At 71.1% G+C, this 18,266-nt stretch carries 18 protein-coding genes; 13 read left to right on the top strand and 5 right to left on the bottom strand.

The features are described from left to right. Positions 1–294: 294 nt before the first annotated feature. The gene (locus QSK39_RS50425) at positions 295–735 is read right to left on the bottom strand and encodes an Lrp/AsnC family transcriptional regulator (protein ID WP_285484985.1); all 441 of its coding nucleotides are present in this window, start codon (positions 733–735) and stop codon (positions 295–297) included. 111 nt (positions 736–846) lie between these two features. Between QSK39_RS50425 and QSK39_RS50430 the strand changes: the two genes are divergently transcribed. From QSK39_RS50430 to QSK39_RS50455, 6 genes are all read left to right on the top strand, one after another. Further along, positions 847–1,296 carry a rhodanese-like domain-containing protein gene (locus QSK39_RS50430; RefSeq protein WP_285484986.1) on the top strand — a complete coding sequence of 150 codons (450 nt, stop codon included), beginning with the start codon at positions 847–849 and terminating at the stop codon, positions 1,294–1,296. A gap of 19 nt (positions 1,297–1,315) precedes the next feature. Then, the gene (locus QSK39_RS50435; RefSeq protein WP_285484987.1) at positions 1,316–2,065 is read left to right on the top strand and encodes a type 1 glutamine amidotransferase; all 750 of its coding nucleotides are present in this window, start codon (positions 1,316–1,318) and stop codon (positions 2,063–2,065) included. Between the two features lie 95 nt (positions 2,066–2,160). After that, positions 2,161–3,294 (top strand): inorganic phosphate transporter, encoded by a 1,134-nt coding sequence (locus QSK39_RS50440; protein ID WP_285484988.1) that lies wholly within the window; start codon positions 2,161–2,163, stop codon positions 3,292–3,294. Positions 3,295–3,325: 31 nt separating this feature from the next. Continuing rightward, positions 3,326–6,301, top strand: coding sequence for a bifunctional [glutamine synthetase] adenylyltransferase/[glutamine synthetase]-adenylyl-L-tyrosine phosphorylase (locus QSK39_RS50445; protein ID WP_285484989.1), 2,976 nt, complete (start codon positions 3,326–3,328; stop codon positions 6,299–6,301). A gap of 111 nt (positions 6,302–6,412) precedes the next feature. Continuing rightward, positions 6,413–6,715 (top strand): hypothetical protein, encoded by a 303-nt coding sequence (locus tag QSK39_RS50450; RefSeq protein ID WP_285484990.1) that lies wholly within the window; start codon positions 6,413–6,415, stop codon positions 6,713–6,715. 23 nt (positions 6,716–6,738) lie between these two features. Next, entirely contained in the window at positions 6,739–7,164 is a 426-nt protein-coding gene (locus QSK39_RS50455; protein ID WP_285484991.1) for an acyl-CoA thioesterase, read from the top strand. Between the two features lie 306 nt (positions 7,165–7,470). Here QSK39_RS50455 and glnA read toward each other — a convergent pair whose 3' ends face one another. Beyond that, entirely contained in the window at positions 7,471–8,895 is a 1,425-nt protein-coding gene (gene glnA / locus QSK39_RS50460) for a type I glutamate--ammonia ligase (RefSeq protein WP_284750536.1), read from the bottom strand. Positions 8,896–9,165: 270 nt separating this feature from the next. Here glnA and QSK39_RS50465 point away from each other — a divergent pair, with 270 nt between their 5' ends. Then, on the top strand, positions 9,166–9,555 hold the full coding sequence (locus QSK39_RS50465; RefSeq protein ID WP_285485288.1) for an RDD family protein: 390 nt from the start codon (positions 9,166–9,168) through the stop codon (positions 9,553–9,555). Between the two features lie 50 nt (positions 9,556–9,605). Here QSK39_RS50465 and QSK39_RS50470 read toward each other — a convergent pair whose 3' ends face one another. Continuing rightward, a complete protein-coding gene (locus tag QSK39_RS50470) occupies positions 9,606–10,334 on the bottom strand; it encodes a DUF4191 domain-containing protein (protein ID WP_285484992.1) in 729 nt (242 codons plus the stop codon). A 65-nt stretch (positions 10,335–10,399) separates the two neighbouring features. Between QSK39_RS50470 and QSK39_RS50475 the strand changes: the two genes are divergently transcribed. From QSK39_RS50475 to QSK39_RS50500, 6 genes are all read left to right on the top strand, one after another. Then, on the top strand, positions 10,400–12,481 hold the full coding sequence (locus QSK39_RS50475) for an ATP-dependent DNA helicase UvrD2 (RefSeq protein WP_285484993.1): 2,082 nt from the start codon (positions 10,400–10,402) through the stop codon (positions 12,479–12,481). A gap of 564 nt (positions 12,482–13,045) precedes the next feature. Continuing rightward, complete coding sequence (locus QSK39_RS50480; RefSeq protein ID WP_285484994.1) at positions 13,046–13,303, top strand: hypothetical protein; 258 nt, start codon at positions 13,046–13,048, stop codon at positions 13,301–13,303. Positions 13,304–13,453: 150 nt separating this feature from the next. Beyond that, positions 13,454–13,810: a WhiB family transcriptional regulator gene (locus QSK39_RS50485; protein ID WP_285484995.1), complete on the top strand. Its 357-nt coding sequence runs from the start codon at positions 13,454–13,456 to the stop codon at positions 13,808–13,810. After that, positions 13,807–14,064: a hypothetical protein gene (locus tag QSK39_RS50490; protein WP_285484996.1), complete on the top strand. Its 258-nt coding sequence runs from the start codon at positions 13,807–13,809 to the stop codon at positions 14,062–14,064. The genes QSK39_RS50485 and QSK39_RS50490 overlap by 4 nt, the downstream gene beginning before the upstream one ends. Before the next feature lie 539 nt (positions 14,065–14,603). Next, the gene (locus QSK39_RS50495; protein ID WP_285484997.1) at positions 14,604–15,476 is read left to right on the top strand and encodes a class I SAM-dependent methyltransferase; all 873 of its coding nucleotides are present in this window, start codon (positions 14,604–14,606) and stop codon (positions 15,474–15,476) included. Further along, on the top strand, positions 15,473–15,658 hold the full coding sequence (locus tag QSK39_RS50500) for a hypothetical protein (protein WP_284750529.1): 186 nt from the start codon (positions 15,473–15,475) through the stop codon (positions 15,656–15,658). Before QSK39_RS50495 ends, QSK39_RS50500 begins: the two co-directional genes overlap by 4 nt. Positions 15,659–15,831: 173 nt before the next feature. On the opposite strand, the gene QSK39_RS50505 is transcribed toward QSK39_RS50500, so the two are convergent. After that, on the bottom strand, positions 15,832–16,716 hold the full coding sequence (locus QSK39_RS50505) for a hypothetical protein (protein WP_285484998.1): 885 nt from the start codon (positions 16,714–16,716) through the stop codon (positions 15,832–15,834). A gap of 162 nt (positions 16,717–16,878) precedes the next feature. Then, entirely contained in the window at positions 16,879–18,219 is a 1,341-nt protein-coding gene (locus QSK39_RS50510; protein ID WP_285484999.1) for an ABC1 kinase family protein, read from the bottom strand. Positions 18,220–18,266 lie beyond the last annotated feature (47 nt).

Genomic DNA, 18,266 nt, shown 5'->3' on the forward strand with positions numbered 1-18,266 from the left:
CGCCGATGGTACTGCAGCCGAAGGGTTGTGGGAGAGTAGGACACCGCCGAACTTACTTGGGGAAGGGCCTGGGCCCGGTTGAGACGTAAAGTCTCCCGGCCCGGGCCCTTTTCTTATGCCCGCATCCGCTCGATCCGACCCTCCAGGCACGCGGCCCGACCGTCTGGGTACGCGATCCGACCGTCTGGGTACGCGAGTCGTCCGTCTGGGTACGTGTGTCGTCCGTGCAATCACGCGTGTTGACTCTCCAATCACGCGAGTCGACTCCTCAATCACACGCGAAGCCCAACCCGACTACGGCCGAGGCACCGGCCGGCTCCGCAGCGGGCTCGACAACACCAGCGACGTCGTCGTCTCCCCGTACCGCTGCACCTTCTCGACCAGCTCCTCCAGCTCCGCGGTGCTCCGGCACAGCACCCGCAGGATCCAGCACTCGTCACCAGTCACGTGGTCCGCCGAAACGACCTGCGGCAGCGGCAACACCGCCGTCCGGAAGCGCGGCGTGTCCAGGCTCCGCACCCGGGCCCGCACCATCGCTTCGATCGGCAGCCCCAGCTTCGTCGTATCGACGCGAGCCGCGTAGCCCGTGATCACTCCGCGCTCCTCGAGGCGGCGCACTCGCTCCGTCACCGCCGAGCCCGACAGCGACACCCGCCTGCCCAGCTCCGAAAAGCTGAGCCGGCCGTCCTCCTGGAGGAGCTCCAGCAAGTGCCAGTCGACGTCGTCGAGGTCCACCGTGATTCTCCAAGGTGCGCGGGGCCGGAACGGGGAAATCCCCGGCCGGCAAGGGCTTCCACCCCGATTCTGCCCTGTGCCCGGACGCCCGGGACCAGCAGGATTCAAGGCATGACGACCGCACGCACACTCACCGTCCCCGCGCCGGCTCCCGAAGCCGCCATGAACTACTTCGGCGCCGAACTCGCCTTCGAGGTCGATCCCGACGATCTCGTCCGGGACCTCGAAGCCGGCCAGACCGACGGCTACGTGATCGTCGAGACGCGGGCCGAAGAGGCTTACGCCCAAGCCCGCATCCCCGGCGCCATCAACCTCCCCTACCGGGACATGACGCCCGAGAGCACCGCCCACCTCGACAACCGGCTCGTCTACGTCTGCTACTGCGAGAGCATCAACTGCAACGCCGCCACCAAAGGCGCCCTCAAGCTCGCCGAGCTCGGGTTCAAGGTGAAACGGCTCTCCGGTGGCATCACCGCCTGGATCGCCGCCGGCTACCCCGTCGAGGGAGAAACGGCCGGAGAAACGGCCGGGCAAACAACCGGGATCCGCTGCGCCTGCTGAGCCACCTACCCTGAAAAGCGTGACACGACTGCTCATCATCCAGCCGGACGCCTCGGACCCGCTCGGCCCGCTCGGCGACTGGCTCACCGACGCCGGCGCGGAGCTCGACGTCCGGCTGCCGCCGAAGGACGACCTGCCCGCCGACCCCGACGGCTACCGGGGCGTCGTCTGCCTCGGCGGCGGCATGGCCGCGGAGGACGACGCGAAACACCCGTGGCTCGCCGACGTCCGGCGCCTGCTGGCGAAATCGGCGGTGAAGCGGATCCCGACCCTGGGCATCTGCCTCGGCGCCCAGCTGCTGGCCGTCGCGACCGGCGGCCGCGTCGAAGCCGGGCCGGACGGGCCCGAGGTCGGTCCGCACCTCGTCGCGAAGAAGGACGCCGCGTGGACCGACCCGCTCTTCGCCGAGCTGCCGCTCATGCAGGACGTCCTGCAGTTCCACAACGACGCGATCACCCGGCTCCCGCCCGGCGCCGAGCTGCTCGCTTCCGCGCCGCTGTACCAAAACCAGGCCTTCCGGTTCAACCGTTGTGTCTACGGTGTCCAGTTCCACATCGAGACGACACCCGCCGTCGTCGAAAGCTGGGCCGCCGACGAGCCCGAGATGGCGGAATTCGCCCGTCCGGGCTCACTTGACCACGACGCGCTGATCACCGTGCACGCCGACATCGAGGAAACCTGGCGTCCGTTCGCGCAGCGGTTCGTCCGGTTGGCCGCCGGTGAGCTCGAGTTCGCCGCCGACAGTCAACGCACGTTACCGCTGGCTTAACGCCTGAGATCACAATCAGCAACAGCCTGTTAACGCCAGGCGTCACCCGTCAGGTACCTTGCGGAAGGAGTCCCCACAAGGGTTCGGAGGTCGGGGTGGAGCCCTCGTTGCTGGTCGTGCTCGTCGTCGTCACGGCCTTGGTTTTCGATTTCACGAACGGGTTCCACGACACCGCGAACTCGATGGCGACGTCGATCGCGACCGGGGCGCTCCGGCCCCGCGTGGCCGTCGCGATCTCGGCGGTCCTGAACCTCGTCGGCGCATTCCTGTCGGTGGAGGTCGCCAAGACGATCTCCAGCGGCCTGGTGGACGACACGAAGATCGGCCCGTCGATCGTGTTCGGCGGGCTGATCGGCGCGATCGTCTGGAACCTCGTGACGTGGTTCGTGGGCCTGCCGTCGAGCTCGTCGCACGCCCTGTTCGGCGGCCTGATCGGCGCCACCTGGGTTTCGGCGGGCACCGACTCGGTCCACTTCGGAAAGATCGTCGAGAAGGTGCTGATCCCGGCCGCCGCGAGCCCGGTGATCGCCGGTGTCGTCGCGATGCTCGCGACGTACTTCGTCTACCGCTTCCTCGTCCGCGGCCGCCCGGCCACGCGCGGGTTCAAGGTCGGCCAGGTCGTCTCGGCGTCGCTCGTCTCCCTCGCCCACGGCACCAACGACGCGCAGAAGACGATGGGCGTCATCACGCTCACGCTCGTCACCGCCGGCAGCCTGCCCGCGGGCGCGTCGCCACCCGTCTGGGTGATCATCAGCGCCGCCTGCGCCCTCGCGCTCGGCACCTACCTCGGCGGCTGGCGCATCACCCACACCCTCGGCAAGGGCCTCACGGACATCGAAGGCCCGCAGGGCTTCGCGGCCCAGACGAGCTCGGCGCTGGTCATCCTCATCTCGTCGCGGCTCGGCTTCCCGCTGTCGACGACGCACGTGTGCTCCGGCGGCATCGTCGGCTCCGGCGTCGGCCGCCGAGAGGCGCCCGTACGCTGGCGGATGGCGGGCCGGATGGTCATCGCGTGGCTGTTCACGCTGCCCGCCGCCGCGATCGTCGGCGCGGTGTCCGGCAAGATCGCGTCGCTCGGCACCGCGGGCACCATCGCCGTCGGGGTCGTCGGAGTCGGCGTGGGCGTGGGGATCTGGCTGCTTTCCCGCCGGCACCCCGTCACGGCGCACAGCTTCCAGGTCCCCGAGCCGACGCCCGCCGGGAGTGAACCGGGTCAGCTCGCCGCCTGAGCCGGGGTTCTCCCAGATACGGTGGTACCTGATGGCAGACCGCGCGCGAACGACCGCTTCGGCGGCGAGGTACGGCTTCACCGACGCCCGTGCCGAGGGTCAGTTGCGCGCGGCCGGCTGGTGGGACGACGCCGGCCCGGTCGAGGCCGCCGCCGACATCCTCGCCGCGTTGTCCCGGACCGCGGACCCCGATCTCGCGCTGCGCGGGATCGACTGGATCCGCGAGGCCGATGAAGGCGAGTGGAGCCGGCTCGACGAGCAGCTGCGCGCCAACCGCACGTTCCGCGGCCGCCTCCTCAGCGTGCTCGGGACGTCGAGCGCCCTCGCCGACTTCCTCGCCGCGAACCCGGAGCAGTGGCAGTCGCTCACCGGCGACAAGTGCACGGACTCCGCCTGCTACCGCGAAAACCTGCGTGCGTCGCTCGTGCGTGACGACGGTTCGATCATCACCGGCCTGGAAGCCGAGCACGCGCTCAAAATCGCCTACCGCGGCCAGCTGCTCGGCATCGCCGCCGCGGACCTGGGCCACCTCGTCGAAGCCGGGCTGGAGCACCCGCACTACGCCGAGGTCGCGGCCCAGCTGACCGAGCTGGCCGAGGCCGCGCTCGCCGCCGGGCTCGTCGTCGCCGAAGCCGAGGTCGGCGCGCCCGCCGAGGGCAACCTGGCGATCATCGCGATGGGCAAGTGCGGTGGCCGGGAGCTCAACTACGTCAGCGACGTCGACGTCATCTTCGTCGGCGCCGACAACCTCGGCATCGCGACGCGGCTGGCCAGCACGATGATGCGGGTCGTCGGCAAGGCGTGCTTCGAGGTCGACGCCGCGCTGCGCCCCGAAGGCAAGGCAGGCGCGCTCGTCCGCACGCTGGAAAGTCACCAGGGCTACTACCAGAAGTGGGCCAAGACCTGGGAGTTCCAGGCACTGCTCAAGGCACGCCCGGTGGCGGGCGACGCCGAGCTGGGGCAGCAGTACGCCGAGATGGTCGCGCCGCTGGTGTGGTCGGCGGCCGACCGGGACAACTTCGTCGGCGAGGTGCAGCAGATGCGCCGTCGCGTCGAGGGGCACGTGCCGTCCGAACACGCCGAACGCGAGCTCAAGCTGGGCCGCGGCGGGCTGCGGGACGTCGAGTTCGCCGTGCAGCTGTTGCAGCTCGTGCACGGCCGCGTCGACGCCGACCTGCGCTCGCCGTCCACGATGGACGCACTCGCCGCGCTCGGCGAAGGCGGTTACGTCGGCCGTCAGGACGCCGCCGAGCTCGGCGCGTCGTACGAGTTCCTGCGGATGATCGAGCACCGGCTGCAGCTGCGGCGGCTGCGCCGGACGCACCTGTTCCCCGCGACGTCGGACACCGCCGAGCTGCGGATCCTGGCGCGGGCCAGCGGGATCAAGGCGAGCGGCGGCAAGAGCCAGGGCGACGCGCTGCTGGCCGAGTTCCGCAAGCACGGCAAGGGCATCCGGCGCCTGCACGAAAAGATCTTCTACCGGCCGCTGCTGCAGTCCGTCGCGAACGTGCCGACCGAGGCACTGCGCCTGACCACCAAGCAAGCCGCGAGCCGGCTCGCCGCGCTCGGCTACACCGCTCCCGACGGCGCGCTCCAGCACATCAAGGCCCTCACCTCCGGCGTCTCGCGGCGCGCCGCGATCCAGCAGGCGCTGCTCCCGGTGCTGCTCGACCTCCTGGCCGACACACCCGACCCCGACGGCGGGCTGCTGTCGTACCGGAAGGTGTCCGAGGCCCTGGAGGACACGCCGTGGTACCTGCGGGTGCTGCGCGACGAGGGCACGGTCGTGGAAAACCTGGCGGCGCTGCTCGGCACGTCCCGGCTGGTGCCGGACCTGCTCGTGCGTGCGCCGGAGGTGCTGCGGCTGCTCGGCGACCCGGCCCGGCTGCTGGGCCGGACGCCCGCCGAGGTGGCGACGTCGCTGCGGGCCGCCGTCCGGCGTCAGCCCGGGCTGAACGCCGCCGTCGCGGCCGCGCGTTCGCTGCGGCGGCACGAGATATTGCGCGTGGCCTGCGCGGACCTGCTCGGCCTGCTCGACGTGCCCGCGGTGTGCGAAGCGCTGTCCAGCGTGTGGGTGGCGGTGTTGCAGGGCGCGCTGGCCGCGGCGTTCCGGCAGCGGCAGGCGGAGCTGGGTCGCACGCCGGCGCGCATCGCCGTGATCGGGATGGGCCGGCTCGGCGGCGCCGAACTCGGCTACGGCTCCGACGCCGACGTCCTCTTCGTGTGCGAGCCGTCCGAAGGAGTCTCGGACGCCGACGCGGTGAAGTTCGCTTCGTCGGTCGCGGAGACCGTCCGGAAGATGCTGGGCGCGCCGAGCTCGGACCCGGCTCTTGTGGTCGACGCCGACCTGCGGCCGGAAGGGCGGAGCGGGCCGCTGGTGCGGACGCTGGAGTCGTACCGCACGTACTACGCGCGCTGGGGCGAGGTGTGGGAGGCGCAGGCGCTGCTGCGCGCCCGGTTCATCGCGGGCGACGACGACCTCGGCGAGCGCTTCATCGCGATGATCGACCCGATCCGCTACCCCGAAGGCGGCCTGGACGCGACGAAGGCGCGCGAGATCCGCCGCATCAAGGCACGCGTGGAGACCGAGCGGATGCCCCGCGGAGCCGACCCGACCCGCCACACGAAACTCGGCCGCGGCGGCCTCGCCGACGTCGAGTGGACGGTCCAGCTCCTGCAGCTCCAGCACGCTCGCACGATCCCGGGGCTGCGGACGACGTCGACGCTGGACGCGCTGGCGTGCTTGCCGGAGGCAGGGCTGGCCACGCAGTCCGAAGCGGACTCGTTGCGTGAGGCGTGGCTGCTGGCCACGAGGGTCCGCAACGCGGGGATGCTGGTGCGCGGCAAGGCGGTCGACGAGGTCCCGGGATCGGGCCGCGACCTGGCGGCGGTGGCCCGGGTCCTGGGCCAGACGGCGGCCGACGACCCGGGCGAGTTCCTGGACACCTACCGCCGCATCACCCGCCGGGCGCACACCGTGGTGGAGCACCTGTTCTACGAGGCCTGAGCTGTCCGGCACCGGTCAGTGGCCGCTGGTGACCCTGTCCGACGGCCGCAAGATCAACACATACTCGGTCGTGCGGCGCCGTCCGGCACCGCGTGACCAGGGGAGAACCTGATGAAACGGCTTGGCCTGCTCGGCATTTCCGCGCTCTTCGGCGCGTCCTTGTTCGCACTCGGCACGGGTACGGCCTCCGCCGACGCCTACGACTGCAGCGTGACCCACCCCGAGCGGAAGAGCGCGGCCGCGGTCTGCACCAACGGGACGGGGGAGTACCGGGCCTACACCCGGTGTGATTCACGGCTGTCCGTGGACTACGACCGCTACGGCCCGTGGGTCCGGGTGGGGAAGACGAGCACCGCGGTCTGCAACGTCTGGAGCGGCGACCGCGCGTTCAACTCCACGGTCCAGGTGCACTGACCGGGTCGCTTACAGTGGGGCTCGTGACTGAACGCGAGCCGTTCCGGACCCGGATCAAGGTCCGGCACTACGAGCTGGACACCCTGGGCCACCTCAACCACGCCGTCTACCACTCGTACGGCGAGGTTTCGAGACTGGAGCTGCTCGAGAAAGCGGGCGTGCTCAAGGGGCTTCCGGGCGTGGCTTCGGTGCTGCTGGAGACGCACGTGGTGTTCCGCCGCGAGCTGCGCGCGGGCGACGAGGTCGACGTGACGTGCGACGTCAAGTTCGGCAGCGGCAAGACGTTCTCGATGGACTCGAACATCTACAAGGCCGACGGGACGCTGGCCGCGGAGATCACCTGCACGCTGGGACTGATGGACCTGGAGATCCGCAAGCTGGTGGCGGACCCGCGCGGCAGGTTCGAAGCCGCGGGAGCGGACATGAAGCTGCTGTCGACCTCGGAATGAGAAACGCCGGCGGCGAGGGTTTTTCGCTCCTCGCCGCCTCCACCTGCGGGCTGATCGTCCGCACTCTGCGACCTGCTGGTCGTCGCTGCCGGCCGTTCGTGAACAGGAACGGCGGTGCGTGGCCGTGTTTCGCCGGAAGGACGCCGCGTGAGGTGACGCATATACAAGGAACGGGACGGCGGTCGGGGTGTTCTCCTCGACCGCCGTCCCGTGTCTGGTGGGCCGTCACCTGCTGACCTTCACGGCCTGGTGACGGCCTGGCCAGGGCTTCGACCAGTGAAACCCCTGGTCAAAGCCCCGCGCCGGTCACACGTCGTAGTACAGGGCGAACTCGTACGGGTGCGGGCGCAGGCGCAGCGGGTCGATCTCGTTCTCGCGCTTGTAGGAGATCCACGTCTCGATCACGTCCGGCGTGAACACGCCGCCCTCGAGCAGGTAGTCGTGGTCGGCTTCCAGCGTGTCGAGGACCGTGCCCAGGTCGCCCGGGACCGTCTGGACGTTCTTGGCCTCCTCCGGCGGAAGCTCGTAGAGGTCCTTGTCGATGGGGTCCGGCGGCTCGATCTTGTTCTTGATGCCGTCGAGGCCGGCCATCATCATCGCCGCGAACGCCAGGTACGGGTTGCCCGAAGAGTCCGGGCAGCGGAACTCGGCGCGCTTCGCCTTCGGGTTGTTGCCCGTGATCGGGATGCGGACGCAGGCGGAGCGGTTGCGCTGCGAGTAGACCAGCGACACCGGCGCCTCGAAGCCCGGGACCAGGCGGTGGTAGGAGTTCACCGTCGGGTTCGTGAAGGCCAGCAGGCTCGGGGCGTGCTTGAGCAGGCCGCCGATGTAGTGGCGAGCCGTGTCGGACAGGCCCGCGTAGCCGGACTCGTCGTGGAACAGCGGCGTGCCGTCCTTCCACAGCGACTGGTGGCAGTGCATGCCCGAGCCGTTGTCGCCGGCCAGGGGCTTCGGCATGAAGGTGGCCGTCTTGCCCGCCGCGAACACCGTGTTCTTGACGATGTACTTGAACATCATCAGGTCGTCGGCGGCGTGCAGCAGCGTGTTGAACTTGTAGTTGATCTCGGTCTGGCCCGCGGTGCCCACCTCGTGGTGCGCGCGCTCGATCTCGAAACCGGAGTTCGTCAGGTTGCGGACGATGTCGTCGCGCAGGTCGGCGAAGTGGTCGACCGGCGGGACCGGGAAGTAGCCGCCCTTGAACTTCGTCTTGTAACCCTGGTTGCCCCCGACCTCGTCGGCGCCGGTGTTCCACCAGCCCTCGACGGAGTCGATCTCGTGGAACGAGGCGTGCTCGGCGGAGTCGAAGCGGACCGAGTCGAAGATGTAGAACTCGGCTTCGGGGCCGAAGTACACGCTGTCGGCGACGCCGTACTCGGCGATGTACTGCTCGGCCTTGCGCGCGATGTTGCGCGGGTCGCGGCTGTAGGCCTCACGCGTGAAGGGGTCGTGCACGAAGAAGTTGATCGACAGCGTCTTCGCCTTGCGGAACGGGTCGATCGACGCCGTGTCCAGGTCGGGCAGCAGCAGCATGTCGGATTCGTGGATCGACTGGAAACCGCGCACCGAGGAGCCGTCGAACGCGAGACCTTCACCGATGGCGTCGGTGTCGAACGCCTTCGCGGGGACCGTGAAGTGCTGCATCACGCCGGGCAGGTCGCAGAACCTGACGTCGACGACCTCGACGTTCTCGTCCGCGATGAGGCGCTGGATATCGTCTGGAGTAGTGGGCACCCTCGGTGACTCCTTCTCGTTCGAGCTCGTACGGCAGTGCTCTCTTCGGCTCACGCTAAAAGCGCGGTGTTGCCCGACCGTCACCCGTATGTTTCGCCGGTGTTAACGGGTGGGTGGATACCGGGTATCGGACCAGGTGAAACGTACCCCTCGCCACCGGCATACCCTGGATGGGTGGCGAGATGGACCGGTGAATGGCTGCCCGGCACCGGCGAGGGCCGGCAAGACGCTGATCAGCACGAGTCGCGCTGGCCGGGCGAGAAGCTCGGTTTGCCCGAATCCGGCGTGGGCTCCGCGGCGAGCGGGGGTGCGCGGCTGCTCGCGCTGGTCGTCGACCTCGTCATCGCGGCCCTGGTCACGGCGATCTTCCTGCACCCCAGCCTGCAGGACCCGGTCGCGATGCAGAACTTCAACCTGTGGTCCGGCGGCGTGTGGGCGATCATCTCCGTCGTGTCCGCCGGCTTCTTCGGGTTCACGCCCGGGATGGCCGTCGTCGGCGTCCGCGTCGCCCGGCTCGACGGCGCCGCGCTGGTCGGCCCGCCGCGCGCGCTGGTCCGGGCGGTGCTGACGTTCGTGATCATCCCGGCGGCGGTCCGCAACGCCGACGGCCGCAGCTGGCTCGACCGGCTGACCGGCACGGTCGTCATCCGGATGCGCTGAACGAGAAAGGCCCCGTCCGGTGCGGACGGGGCCTTCTTCGTGGGTGCAGGTCAGCGACGGCGGATCGTGCGCTGGACGTTGCGCATCTTCGCGCCGGCCGGCATCGGGCCCTTCGGCATCGCCGCGCCGCGGTTGCCGAGCGCCGCCAGCTTCGCCTCCAGCGCGTCGACCTGGGCCGGCTTGAGGTTGCGCGGCAGCTTCATCAGGAAGCCCTGGAGCTTCTTCAGCGGGATCTGGCCCTCTTCGTGGCCGATCGTCACGTCGTAGATCGGCGTCTCGCCGACCAGGCGGGAGACGCGCTTCTTCTCCTGCGCGAGGAGCGTCTTGACACGGTGCTGCGCGCCCTCGGCGACGAGCACCACGCCCGGGCCGCCCAGTACGCGGTGCACGGCGTCGAGCTGCGTCGTCGCCGCGACGGTCGGGGTCACCTTCCACTTGCCGCGGAGGTTCTCCAGCGCCCACGCCGCGGCGCCGGGCTGGCCGTCGGCCTTCGAGTAGACCGTCTTCTGGACGCGCCTGCCGAAGATGATCATGGCGACCAGGGCGCCGAGCACCAGGCCCAAGGGCAGCAGCACCCACTGCGCGTCGAAGAAGAACCCGACCCCGAACAGGACGCCGGCGACCACGACGATCGACCCGACCATCCACGGGATGAGCCACGGGTCTTCCTTGCGCTGCATCTTGAAGGCCTCGAAGAGCTGGCCACGGCGGGCCTTGCTCGCCGCGCGCTTCTCCTTCTTGGCCTGCTTGGCCGCTTCCTTGTCCTGCTGTCCCGCCATATGACCAGGATACGGCCGCGTGCCCCTGCCCCGATTCCCCGTCCCCCTCTGCGAGGATGCCGGACGTGACCGGCGTACTTTCACCCAAGAGCCTGAACCGTTTGCTCGATGGTCTCGACCCCGAGCAGCGCGCCGCCGCGAGTGCCCCGAGGGGGCCGGTCTGCGTGCTCGCCGGAGCCGGCACGGGCAAGACCCGCACGATCACCCACCGGATCGCTCACCTCATCCGATCCGGGCACGTTTCCGCTGGTCAGGTGCTCGCCGTCACGTTCACGACGCGGGCCGCGGGGGAGATGCGGACGCGGCTGCGCGGCCTCGGCGTCGAAGCCGCGCAGGCCCTGACGTTCCACGCCGCCGCCCGCCGCCAGCTGCGCTACTTCTGGCCGCGCGTGGTCGGCGACCGGCCGTGGGATCTGCTGGAGAACAAGTTCCGCTACGTCGGCCAGGCCGCGACCCGGGCCAAGCTCGGGACCGAGACCGAGGTCCTGCGCGACCTGGCGAGCGAGATCGAGTGGGCGAAGGCGTCGCTGATCAGCCCGGACGACTACCCGGCCGTCACCGCGCGCACCCAGCGCGACATCCCGGCGCCGGCCGCGCAGATCGCCCAGGTCTACCGCACGTACGAAGAACTGAAGAACGCCGCGCAGGTGCTCGACTTCGACGACCTCCTGCTGCACACGACGGCGGTGCTCGAGGAGCACGGCGTCGTCGCCGAGGAGTTCCGTGACCGCTACCGCTGCTTCGTCGTCGACGAGTACCAGGACGTCACGCCGCTGCAGCAGCGCCTGCTCGACGCGTGGCTCGGCGGCCGCGACGACCTGACCGTCGTCGGCGACGCCAACCAGACCATCTACTCCTTCGGCGGCGCGTCGCCGAAGTCGCTGCTGGAGTTCACGCGGCGCTACCCGGACGCGACCGTCGTCCGGCTCGAGCGCGACTACCGGTCGACGCCCGAGGTCGTCTCGCTGGCGAACCGGGTCATCGGCGCGGCGCGCGGGCGGCCGGCGGGTTCGCGGCTGAAGCTGATCGGCCAGCGCGCGCCGGGCCCGGAGCCCCGCTTCGCCGAGTTCGACGACGAGGCGGTCGAGGCCGAGGCCGTCGCCCGGCGGGTGCGCGAGCTGCTGGACGGCGGCGTCGCGGCGAGCGAGATCGCGGTGCTCTACCGGGTGAACGCGCAGTCGGAGGCGTACGAGTCGGCGCTGACCGAGGCCGGCATCCCGTACCTGGTCCGCGGCGGCGAGCGGTTCTTCAACCGGACCGAGGTCCGGCAGGCGATGTCGGCGCTGCGGGCCGCGAGCGGCGACGGCAGCTCCGACCTGGTCACGACGGTGCGATCGGTGCTCGCCCGCGTCGGCCTCACCGAGTCGCCGCCCGCCGGTGGCGCCGCGAAGGAACGCTGGGACGCGCTCCTGGCGATCGTCGAGCTGGCCGAGGAGCTGGCCTCGACGGTCGAGGACGCGGACCTGCCGCGCTTCAACGCCGAGCTCGACCAGCGCGCCGCGGCCCAGCACCCGCCGACGGTCGAGGGCGTGACGCTGGCGTCGCTGCACGCGGCGAAGGGCCTGGAGTGGGACGCGGTGTTCCTCGTCGGCCTCGCCGAAGGCACGATGCCGATCCTCCACGCCGGCGACGACGAGGCGGCGATCGAAGAGGAGCGGCGGCTGTTCTACGTCGGCGTGACGCGGGCCCGCGAGCACCTCTGGCTGTCGTGGGCGCTGGCCCGCACGCCGGGAGCGCGCCGCAACCGCCGGCGCAGCCGATTCCTGTACGGCCTGATCCCGGAGGACCACCCGGCCGCCCGCGCGGCGCGCAGCCAGCAGAAGCCGGCGGCGCCGATCAAGACGCGCTGCCGCGTGTGCGGCGGTCCGCTGCTGGAGACCCTCGAGGTCAAGCTGGGCCGCTGCGGGAGGTGCCCGTCGACGGTGGACGAGGGGCTGCTGGAGCGCCTGAAGTCCTGGCGCGGCGACCGGGCCCGCGAGCTGAAGGTGCCGGCGTTCGTGGTGTTCACCGACGCGACGCTGATGGCCATCGCCGAGCAGCGCCCGGTGGACGAGGCGGCGCTGGTGTCGATCTCGGGGATCGGTGCGACCAAGCTCGAGCGGTTCGGCACGGAGATCCTCGGCGTCGTCCGGGCTTCGGCGGAGTAGCAGCGCGGCTCCTCGTCCGAGCTTCGGCGGAGTAAGCGGCGCCGCGTCTCGTCCGGGCTTCGGCGGAGTAGCAGCACGACGCCTCGTCCGAGCTTCAGTGGAGTAGTCAGTGCCGGGGCGGGCTTCGGCGGAGTGGCAGCGCCGGGGCCGAGGGCGCCTCATCCGAGCTGATCGCGATCGCCGCCGGCGTCGTGGTCCGGCCGCTCGGCCGCCTTCGGAGTGACTCGGTCTTGGTCGCGTCGGAGGCGGTGTGGCCGGGCCTGGCGGCTCGTGCCGGCCGGCCTTTCGAGGTGGTCCGGACCGGTGCGGCGGCGCCCGTGTCACTCGTGTGGCGGTGTCGCGGCGATGGGGTGTCGGCCGCGTCCGAGCCATGATCGACGCGGCGAACCCGCTGCTCAGGGGCGATCTTCGTAACTTCGAGGATTTTCCTGTTAATTAAGTTGCCCCGGTGTGGTGGGGGGCAATAACCTGCCAGTACCGAGCCCGAAGGGCTCGGCTGGGGATCCACCTGACAGCGCCGCTCGGCGGCAGTGTGTGCAGAGTACAGAAGGAGGTGCCGGTGAAATGATCAACACCATGACGCTCACGAATCCGGGCACCCGTCTGTCCTGCGCCGCGGAAGTTGCGGCTGCTCCGCGCCCGGGCACTGGTCTGCCCGTGAGCGCCCACGAGACCCAGGTCATGCGTCGCGTCGAGCGGCGTTGGGCCACCGGTGACGTCGTCTTCGGGACGCAGGGCGTGCTCGCCGCGTACCCGCAGGCTGATCTGTCGACCATCAAGCAGTTCCGTGTTCCGTTGTCGATACGGGAGCGAAGTTCCTGACCTAGTCAGGACTAGAGGCTCACGAAGGCCGCGGAACCGGAAAACCCGGATCCGCGGCCTTCGTGTTTTTGGCTGCACAACCCAAGAGGACCAGAATTGCCCAGCTCCATCTCCCAACCGAAAACCCGTACGACACAAGGAGGAACTGCCATGTCTTCGGCCATCGCCTACACCTCGGGTGAGGCAATATTCGCCGACCTGCTCGACCCCATCGCCGTGCCGGACGCGGCTCTGCCCTGCCGTTCGGGCGACGCGGACCTGTGGTTCGCCGAGTCCCCGGCCGAGCTCGAGCGCGCGAAGGCGCAGTGCGCCGACTGCCCGGTGCGCGAGGCCTGCCTGGCGGGCGCACTGGCTCGCCGCGAGCCGTGGGGCGTCTGGGGTGGCGAGATCTTCGAGCGCGGCGTCGTGATCGCGCGCAAGCGGCCCCGTGGCCGCCCGCGCAAGAACGCCACCGTCGAGCCGGCCGCGGCCAAGGCCCGCGGCGACCACCGGAGCGCCGCCGCATGAGCGTCGAACCGGTTACCGCGAAGGACTACGAAGCGCGGATGTGCCGTCCGCAACTGCAGTTGACGAAGACCGAGATCGAGGAGATCAGCGAGATGTTGCTTTACGAAGAACTGTCCAGGGCCCGAATACGGGATCTGGAGGAGGGGGTCCGCGCCCAGCGGGCCCGAGGTAGCGCGCGTGCCGTCCGCCGCTGGACGCGAGTATCCCGATGGGCGGCTCGCCGGGCGGAGCGGTACGAGCTGGACCAGAACTGAGCGCAGGCCCCTGCCGCCCCATGGGCGGCGGGGGCCGTTGTGCTGCCCGGCGGCTAGCTTGCGCGGGCGTGGTTGCTCGCCGCTGGGCGTGGTTGGTGGGCACCGGCCTAGGCCAGGGCTGTCGGGGCGAGGTTGCTGAGCGGGCCTGGTGGGTGGGTGCCCGCCGGTGCTCGAGTCGCCGTGGCGAGGCTGCTTGGCGGCGGGCCTGGTTGGCGGGCGTCGGCCGAGGTCAGGGCCCGCTGTGGCGTGGTGCTAGCGGCGCTGGGGGCGCTTGGGCAGGCGCTGGCCGCAACCCAGGTCTGGCGTATGGGCGCGCGCCCGCGAGAGCCGGGTCGTGCACTGCTGCGGCAGTGTGCCGGTGGCCGCCGCGCCGAGGTCGTCGGGACCGGGGGCTGCTCGCTGGGGTGGCAGCGTCGCCGGGGGCTCGGCGGCTCTGGTCGGCTGGGGCGCCCGAGTGTCGCCGGGTGGACCTGCGGGTTTGGGCTCGGGGGCCTCCTTCTGGTGCTGTTCGGGCGGGGCCGCTGGTGTTGAATGGGGCGATGTCCGTACACACCCACGACGACATCGACTGGGCGGACCGGCTCGCTCAGCTGCGCATGGCCGACTCGCTCGATTCCGGTGCGCTCGCTCCCGTTGCGCGGCGGTTGGTCGGCCGCTTGCCCGCGCGGCCGACCGTTCTCGACGTCGGGTGTGGGGCCGGTGGGATGAGCGTGCTCTTCGCGCGTGAGCTCGCTCGGGCCGATGGGGGCACCGTCGTGCTCCTCGATGCCACTCCCGAACTGCTCGCCGAGGCTCGGCGGGCTGTTACCGAGGCCGCCGGTGGGGATGTCGAGGTTGTCGGTGTGCATGGGGATCTCGCCGATCCGCGGTTGGCCGAGCGGGTATCCGCTGCCGATCTCGTGTGGGCTTCGGGCGTCGTGCACCACGTTGGTGATCAGCAGGCCGCCCTGTGTGCCCTTGCCGGGCTGTTGCGGCCCGGTGGGGTGCTCGCCATCGGCGAGGGTGGGCTCGAAATGCGGTGCCTCCCTTGGGATGTCGGGGTGGGCCGGCCCGGGCTGGAGCACCGGCTGCTCGCCGCGCGGGCCGAGTGGTTCGCCGCCATGCGGGCCGGGCTTCCGGGTAGCGTTGCCCTGCCCTACGGCTGGCCGCGCGCCCTTCGCGAGGCCGGGCTCGAGGACGTCGAGTCGTTCGGTGCGCTCATCGATCACCCCATGCCTGGTTCGGACCTGCTGCGCGAGTACGTTGTGCAGCGGGTCGGGTGGCTTGCCGAGTCGGCTGGGGAGCGGCTCGATGCCGATGATCGCGCCGCGGTCGCCGCCTTGATCGATCCCGACGGCCCGGACTTCCTCGCCCGCCGGGACGACCTGTTCCTGTTCGGCGCCAAGGCGATCCACTGTGGACGGTTGTCGTGAGCGCACCGGAGCCGGTCGCGTGCACGCGGTGTGGGCGCACCCGCGGCGCCGACGAGGACCCGGCCACGGCGCTCGCCTGGGTGTCCAGCCGCGAGCGGGGCGGGCTGCGGTGGCTGTGCCCGGACTGCGCGCGGCAGCACGTGCGCGACATCGAGGGCAAGCTGCCCGACGAGTACTGGTGATCGATCCGCGCCGCTGAAGGGTGTGCGACTGCTCCGGGCGGAATGGTGCAGCCGGCGTGGGACACGGACGCGCAGGTGCCGTGCGGTGGCCGTGCCCTCCGGCGGGGGCCGCGTGGGCGGGGTTCGTGCTTCCGGATCGGCTGCGCGGCACAGTGCGGGTTCGACGACCGCGGTCATGCCGCGTCGCCGATCGGGGTCATCGGGACCGCGCGGACCTTCGGGCGCGGCGTGCGGGACGCCTCGCCGAAGGCATGGGCCAGCTCCCGCGCCACCTCGCGCGGGACCTGGCGTAGCTGGCGGACCGTGCAGCGGACCAGGACGATCCCCGTCGCCGCCAGGGCCAGGTGGGAGAAGCCGCCCGTGCCGGGGCCGCAGCGGTACTGCCAGGCCAGGCCGATCTCGTCCCACCATGCGTCCGCCTCGCCGATGCGGCGGCCCCGGCGGTCGCAGATCGTCACGTCCCAGTTCGGCGGTGGGAGGCGCGCCGTGTCCAGGGCCTGCACGGCCAGGCCGTGGGCCTGGATCGGGCCCTCGTCCAGCTCGCGGAGCACCTTCCGGACCGCCGCCGTGCCGCGCTGGGGCCCGCCGTCGAGCTCCGTCAGCAGCTCCTGCCGATCGCACAGGCCCCAGTAGAGCGGGAGCGTCAGCAGATGGCGGATCCGCGCCGGGTCGGGCTCGGACCTCGCCAGGTCGAGTGCGGCCCGCGACGGCGGTGCGAACGGCAGTCCGTCGACCACCACCGGTGCCGGCATCCGGGCCGTGCGCGCCGCGTTGACGCCGTCGCACGCCGCCACCCGGCAGTGGTCGGGCACCAGCAGCCGGATCTCGTCGTCCGCCGGGCACTTCACGCCGTGGGCCCGCAGTGCGTCGGCACCCGTGATCACCACCCGCGGGCCGTAGCGCACCAGCGCGGCGTGCAGCAGCTGCTGCCGCGTCGGGGCGTTGTTGCGCAGCAGGACGACACCGGGGTGCAGGCGGCGCCACGGCCCGCCGGGGCCGCAGAGCCGCCGGGTTCTTCGGTCGGACACCCCGGCCCTGCGTAGCTGTTCGAGGTTCATCACCTCGCACGAGCCGGGATTACTGAGGGACAGCGGGTCAGTGCGTTGAGTAGCAGCCATGAACCGAGCATGACGGCTCGGCCAACCGGGTGGAACCCCGCTCCCCGCAGCTGTGGACAACTCGCCGGAATCCGCCCCTTCGAGGACGGCCCTGTGGACAACTCAGGCGGCGAAACCCGGCTGCCAGCGCTCCACGATGCCGCGTGCCGGGATCTCCGCGTCGAGCTGGCAGAGGATGCCTGTCGACCCGGCCGTCACCCGGTGGATCATCAGGTACTCGGGCGGCAGGTTGAGCGACCGCCCGACCCGGAAGTCGTTGCCGCGGCTGTCGCCGACCCGCCAGGCCTGCTTCTGCATCCACTTGCGCGTGAAGTGGAACGTCGGCTCCGCCAGCGGCTCGGTGAACGGCGCCAGGTACGCCAGCACCTCGTCCGCGGTCAGGTCGCTGTCGGTGCGGATGAACCGGTTCTCGCGCAGCAGGCGCATCAGCCCGGCGGACTCGCCGTCGAGGGCCAGCCGCGTCATCTCGCCCAGGTGACGGGGGATGCCGTCGGGCAGCCGGGCCACGCCGCCGAAGTCGATGACGCACAGCCGGTCGTCGCCGGTGATCATGAAGTTGCCCGGGTGCGGGTCCGAGTGCAGCAGGTGGACGCGCTCGGGGGACGAGTAGTGGAACTCCGCCAGCAGCCGGCCCGCCAGGTTCCGGGTCTCGCGGTCGCCGTCCGCGATGACCTTCGACAACGGTGTGCCGGTCACCCACTCCGTCACGACGACCTTCGGCGCGCTGGCCACCACGCGCGGCACCAGGATGCCGGGATCGCCCTCGAACGCCTTCGCGAAGGCGCGCTGGTGCTGGGCCTCGGCCTGGTAGTCGAGCTCCTCGTTCATCCGCTCGGCGAGCTCGGCCAGCAGCGGCTTGACCTCCGTCCCGGGCACGAACGCCTGGAACAGCCTGCTGAACCGCTGGAGCTGCCGCAGGTCGCTGCGCAACGCTTCGTCGGCGCCCGGGTACTGGACCTTCACGGCGACCTCGCGGCCGTCGTGCCAGACCGCGCGGTGGACCTGGCCGATGCTCGCGGCCGCCGCCGGCTCGTCGTCGAACGAGGCGAACCGGCTGCTCCAGGTGCGGCCCAGCTGCTCGGCGAGCACGCGGTGGGTCTGCCGGGCGGCCATCGGCGGTGCCGCGGCCTGCAGCTTCGTCAGCGCCTCGCGGTACGGCTTCGCCATGTCGTCCGGCACCGCCGCCTCGAACACGCTCAGCGCCTGGCCGAACTTCATGGCCCCGCCCTTGAGCGTGCCGAGCACCTCGAACAGCTGCTCGGCGGCCTTCGCCGAGAGCGTCGCGCTGACCTGCTCCGCGCTTTGCCCCGCCAGCCGCTTGCCCCACCCGCCGACCGCTCGGCCGGCGATCCCGAGCGGCAGACTGGCGAGCTTGGCGGTACGGGCGGCACCCTTGCGCGGCATCGCGGAGTCACGATCGCCTGGGTCGCGGAAGTCGGTCACCCCCGCGATTCTGCCTTGCGACCTCGGCGTCGCGCAGCCTGCTCGCG

The sequence above is a fragment of the Amycolatopsis sp. NBRC 101858 genome, from assembly GCF_030269325.1.
Taxonomy (GTDB): domain Bacteria; phylum Actinomycetota; class Actinomycetes; order Mycobacteriales; family Pseudonocardiaceae; genus Amycolatopsis; species Amycolatopsis ponsaeliensis.

Excerpts from the sequence above, each read along its gene's own strand:
- QSK39_RS50430 (WP_285484986.1), top strand. The coding sequence starts at position 847 with ATGACGACCGCACGCACACTCACCGTCCCCGCGCCGGCTCCCGAAGCC.
- QSK39_RS50445 (WP_285484989.1), top strand. The coding sequence starts at position 3,326 with ATGGCAGACCGCGCGCGAACGACCGCTTCGGCGGCGAGGTACGGCTTC.
- QSK39_RS50450 (WP_285484990.1), top strand. The coding sequence starts at position 6,413 with ATGAAACGGCTTGGCCTGCTCGGCATTTCCGCGCTCTTCGGCGCGTCC.
- QSK39_RS50470 (WP_285484992.1), bottom strand. The coding sequence starts at position 10,334 with ATGGCGGGACAGCAGGACAAGGAAGCGGCCAAGCAGGCCAAGAAGGAG.
- QSK39_RS50480 (WP_285484994.1), top strand. The coding sequence starts at position 13,046 with ATGATCAACACCATGACGCTCACGAATCCGGGCACCCGTCTGTCCTGC.
- QSK39_RS50485 (WP_285484995.1), top strand. The coding sequence starts at position 13,454 with ATGTCTTCGGCCATCGCCTACACCTCGGGTGAGGCAATATTCGCCGAC.
- QSK39_RS50490 (WP_285484996.1), top strand. The coding sequence starts at position 13,807 with ATGAGCGTCGAACCGGTTACCGCGAAGGACTACGAAGCGCGGATGTGC.
- QSK39_RS50495 (WP_285484997.1), top strand. The coding sequence starts at position 14,604 with ATGTCCGTACACACCCACGACGACATCGACTGGGCGGACCGGCTCGCT.
- QSK39_RS50505 (WP_285484998.1), bottom strand. The coding sequence starts at position 16,716 with ATGAACCTCGAACAGCTACGCAGGGCCGGGGTGTCCGACCGAAGAACC.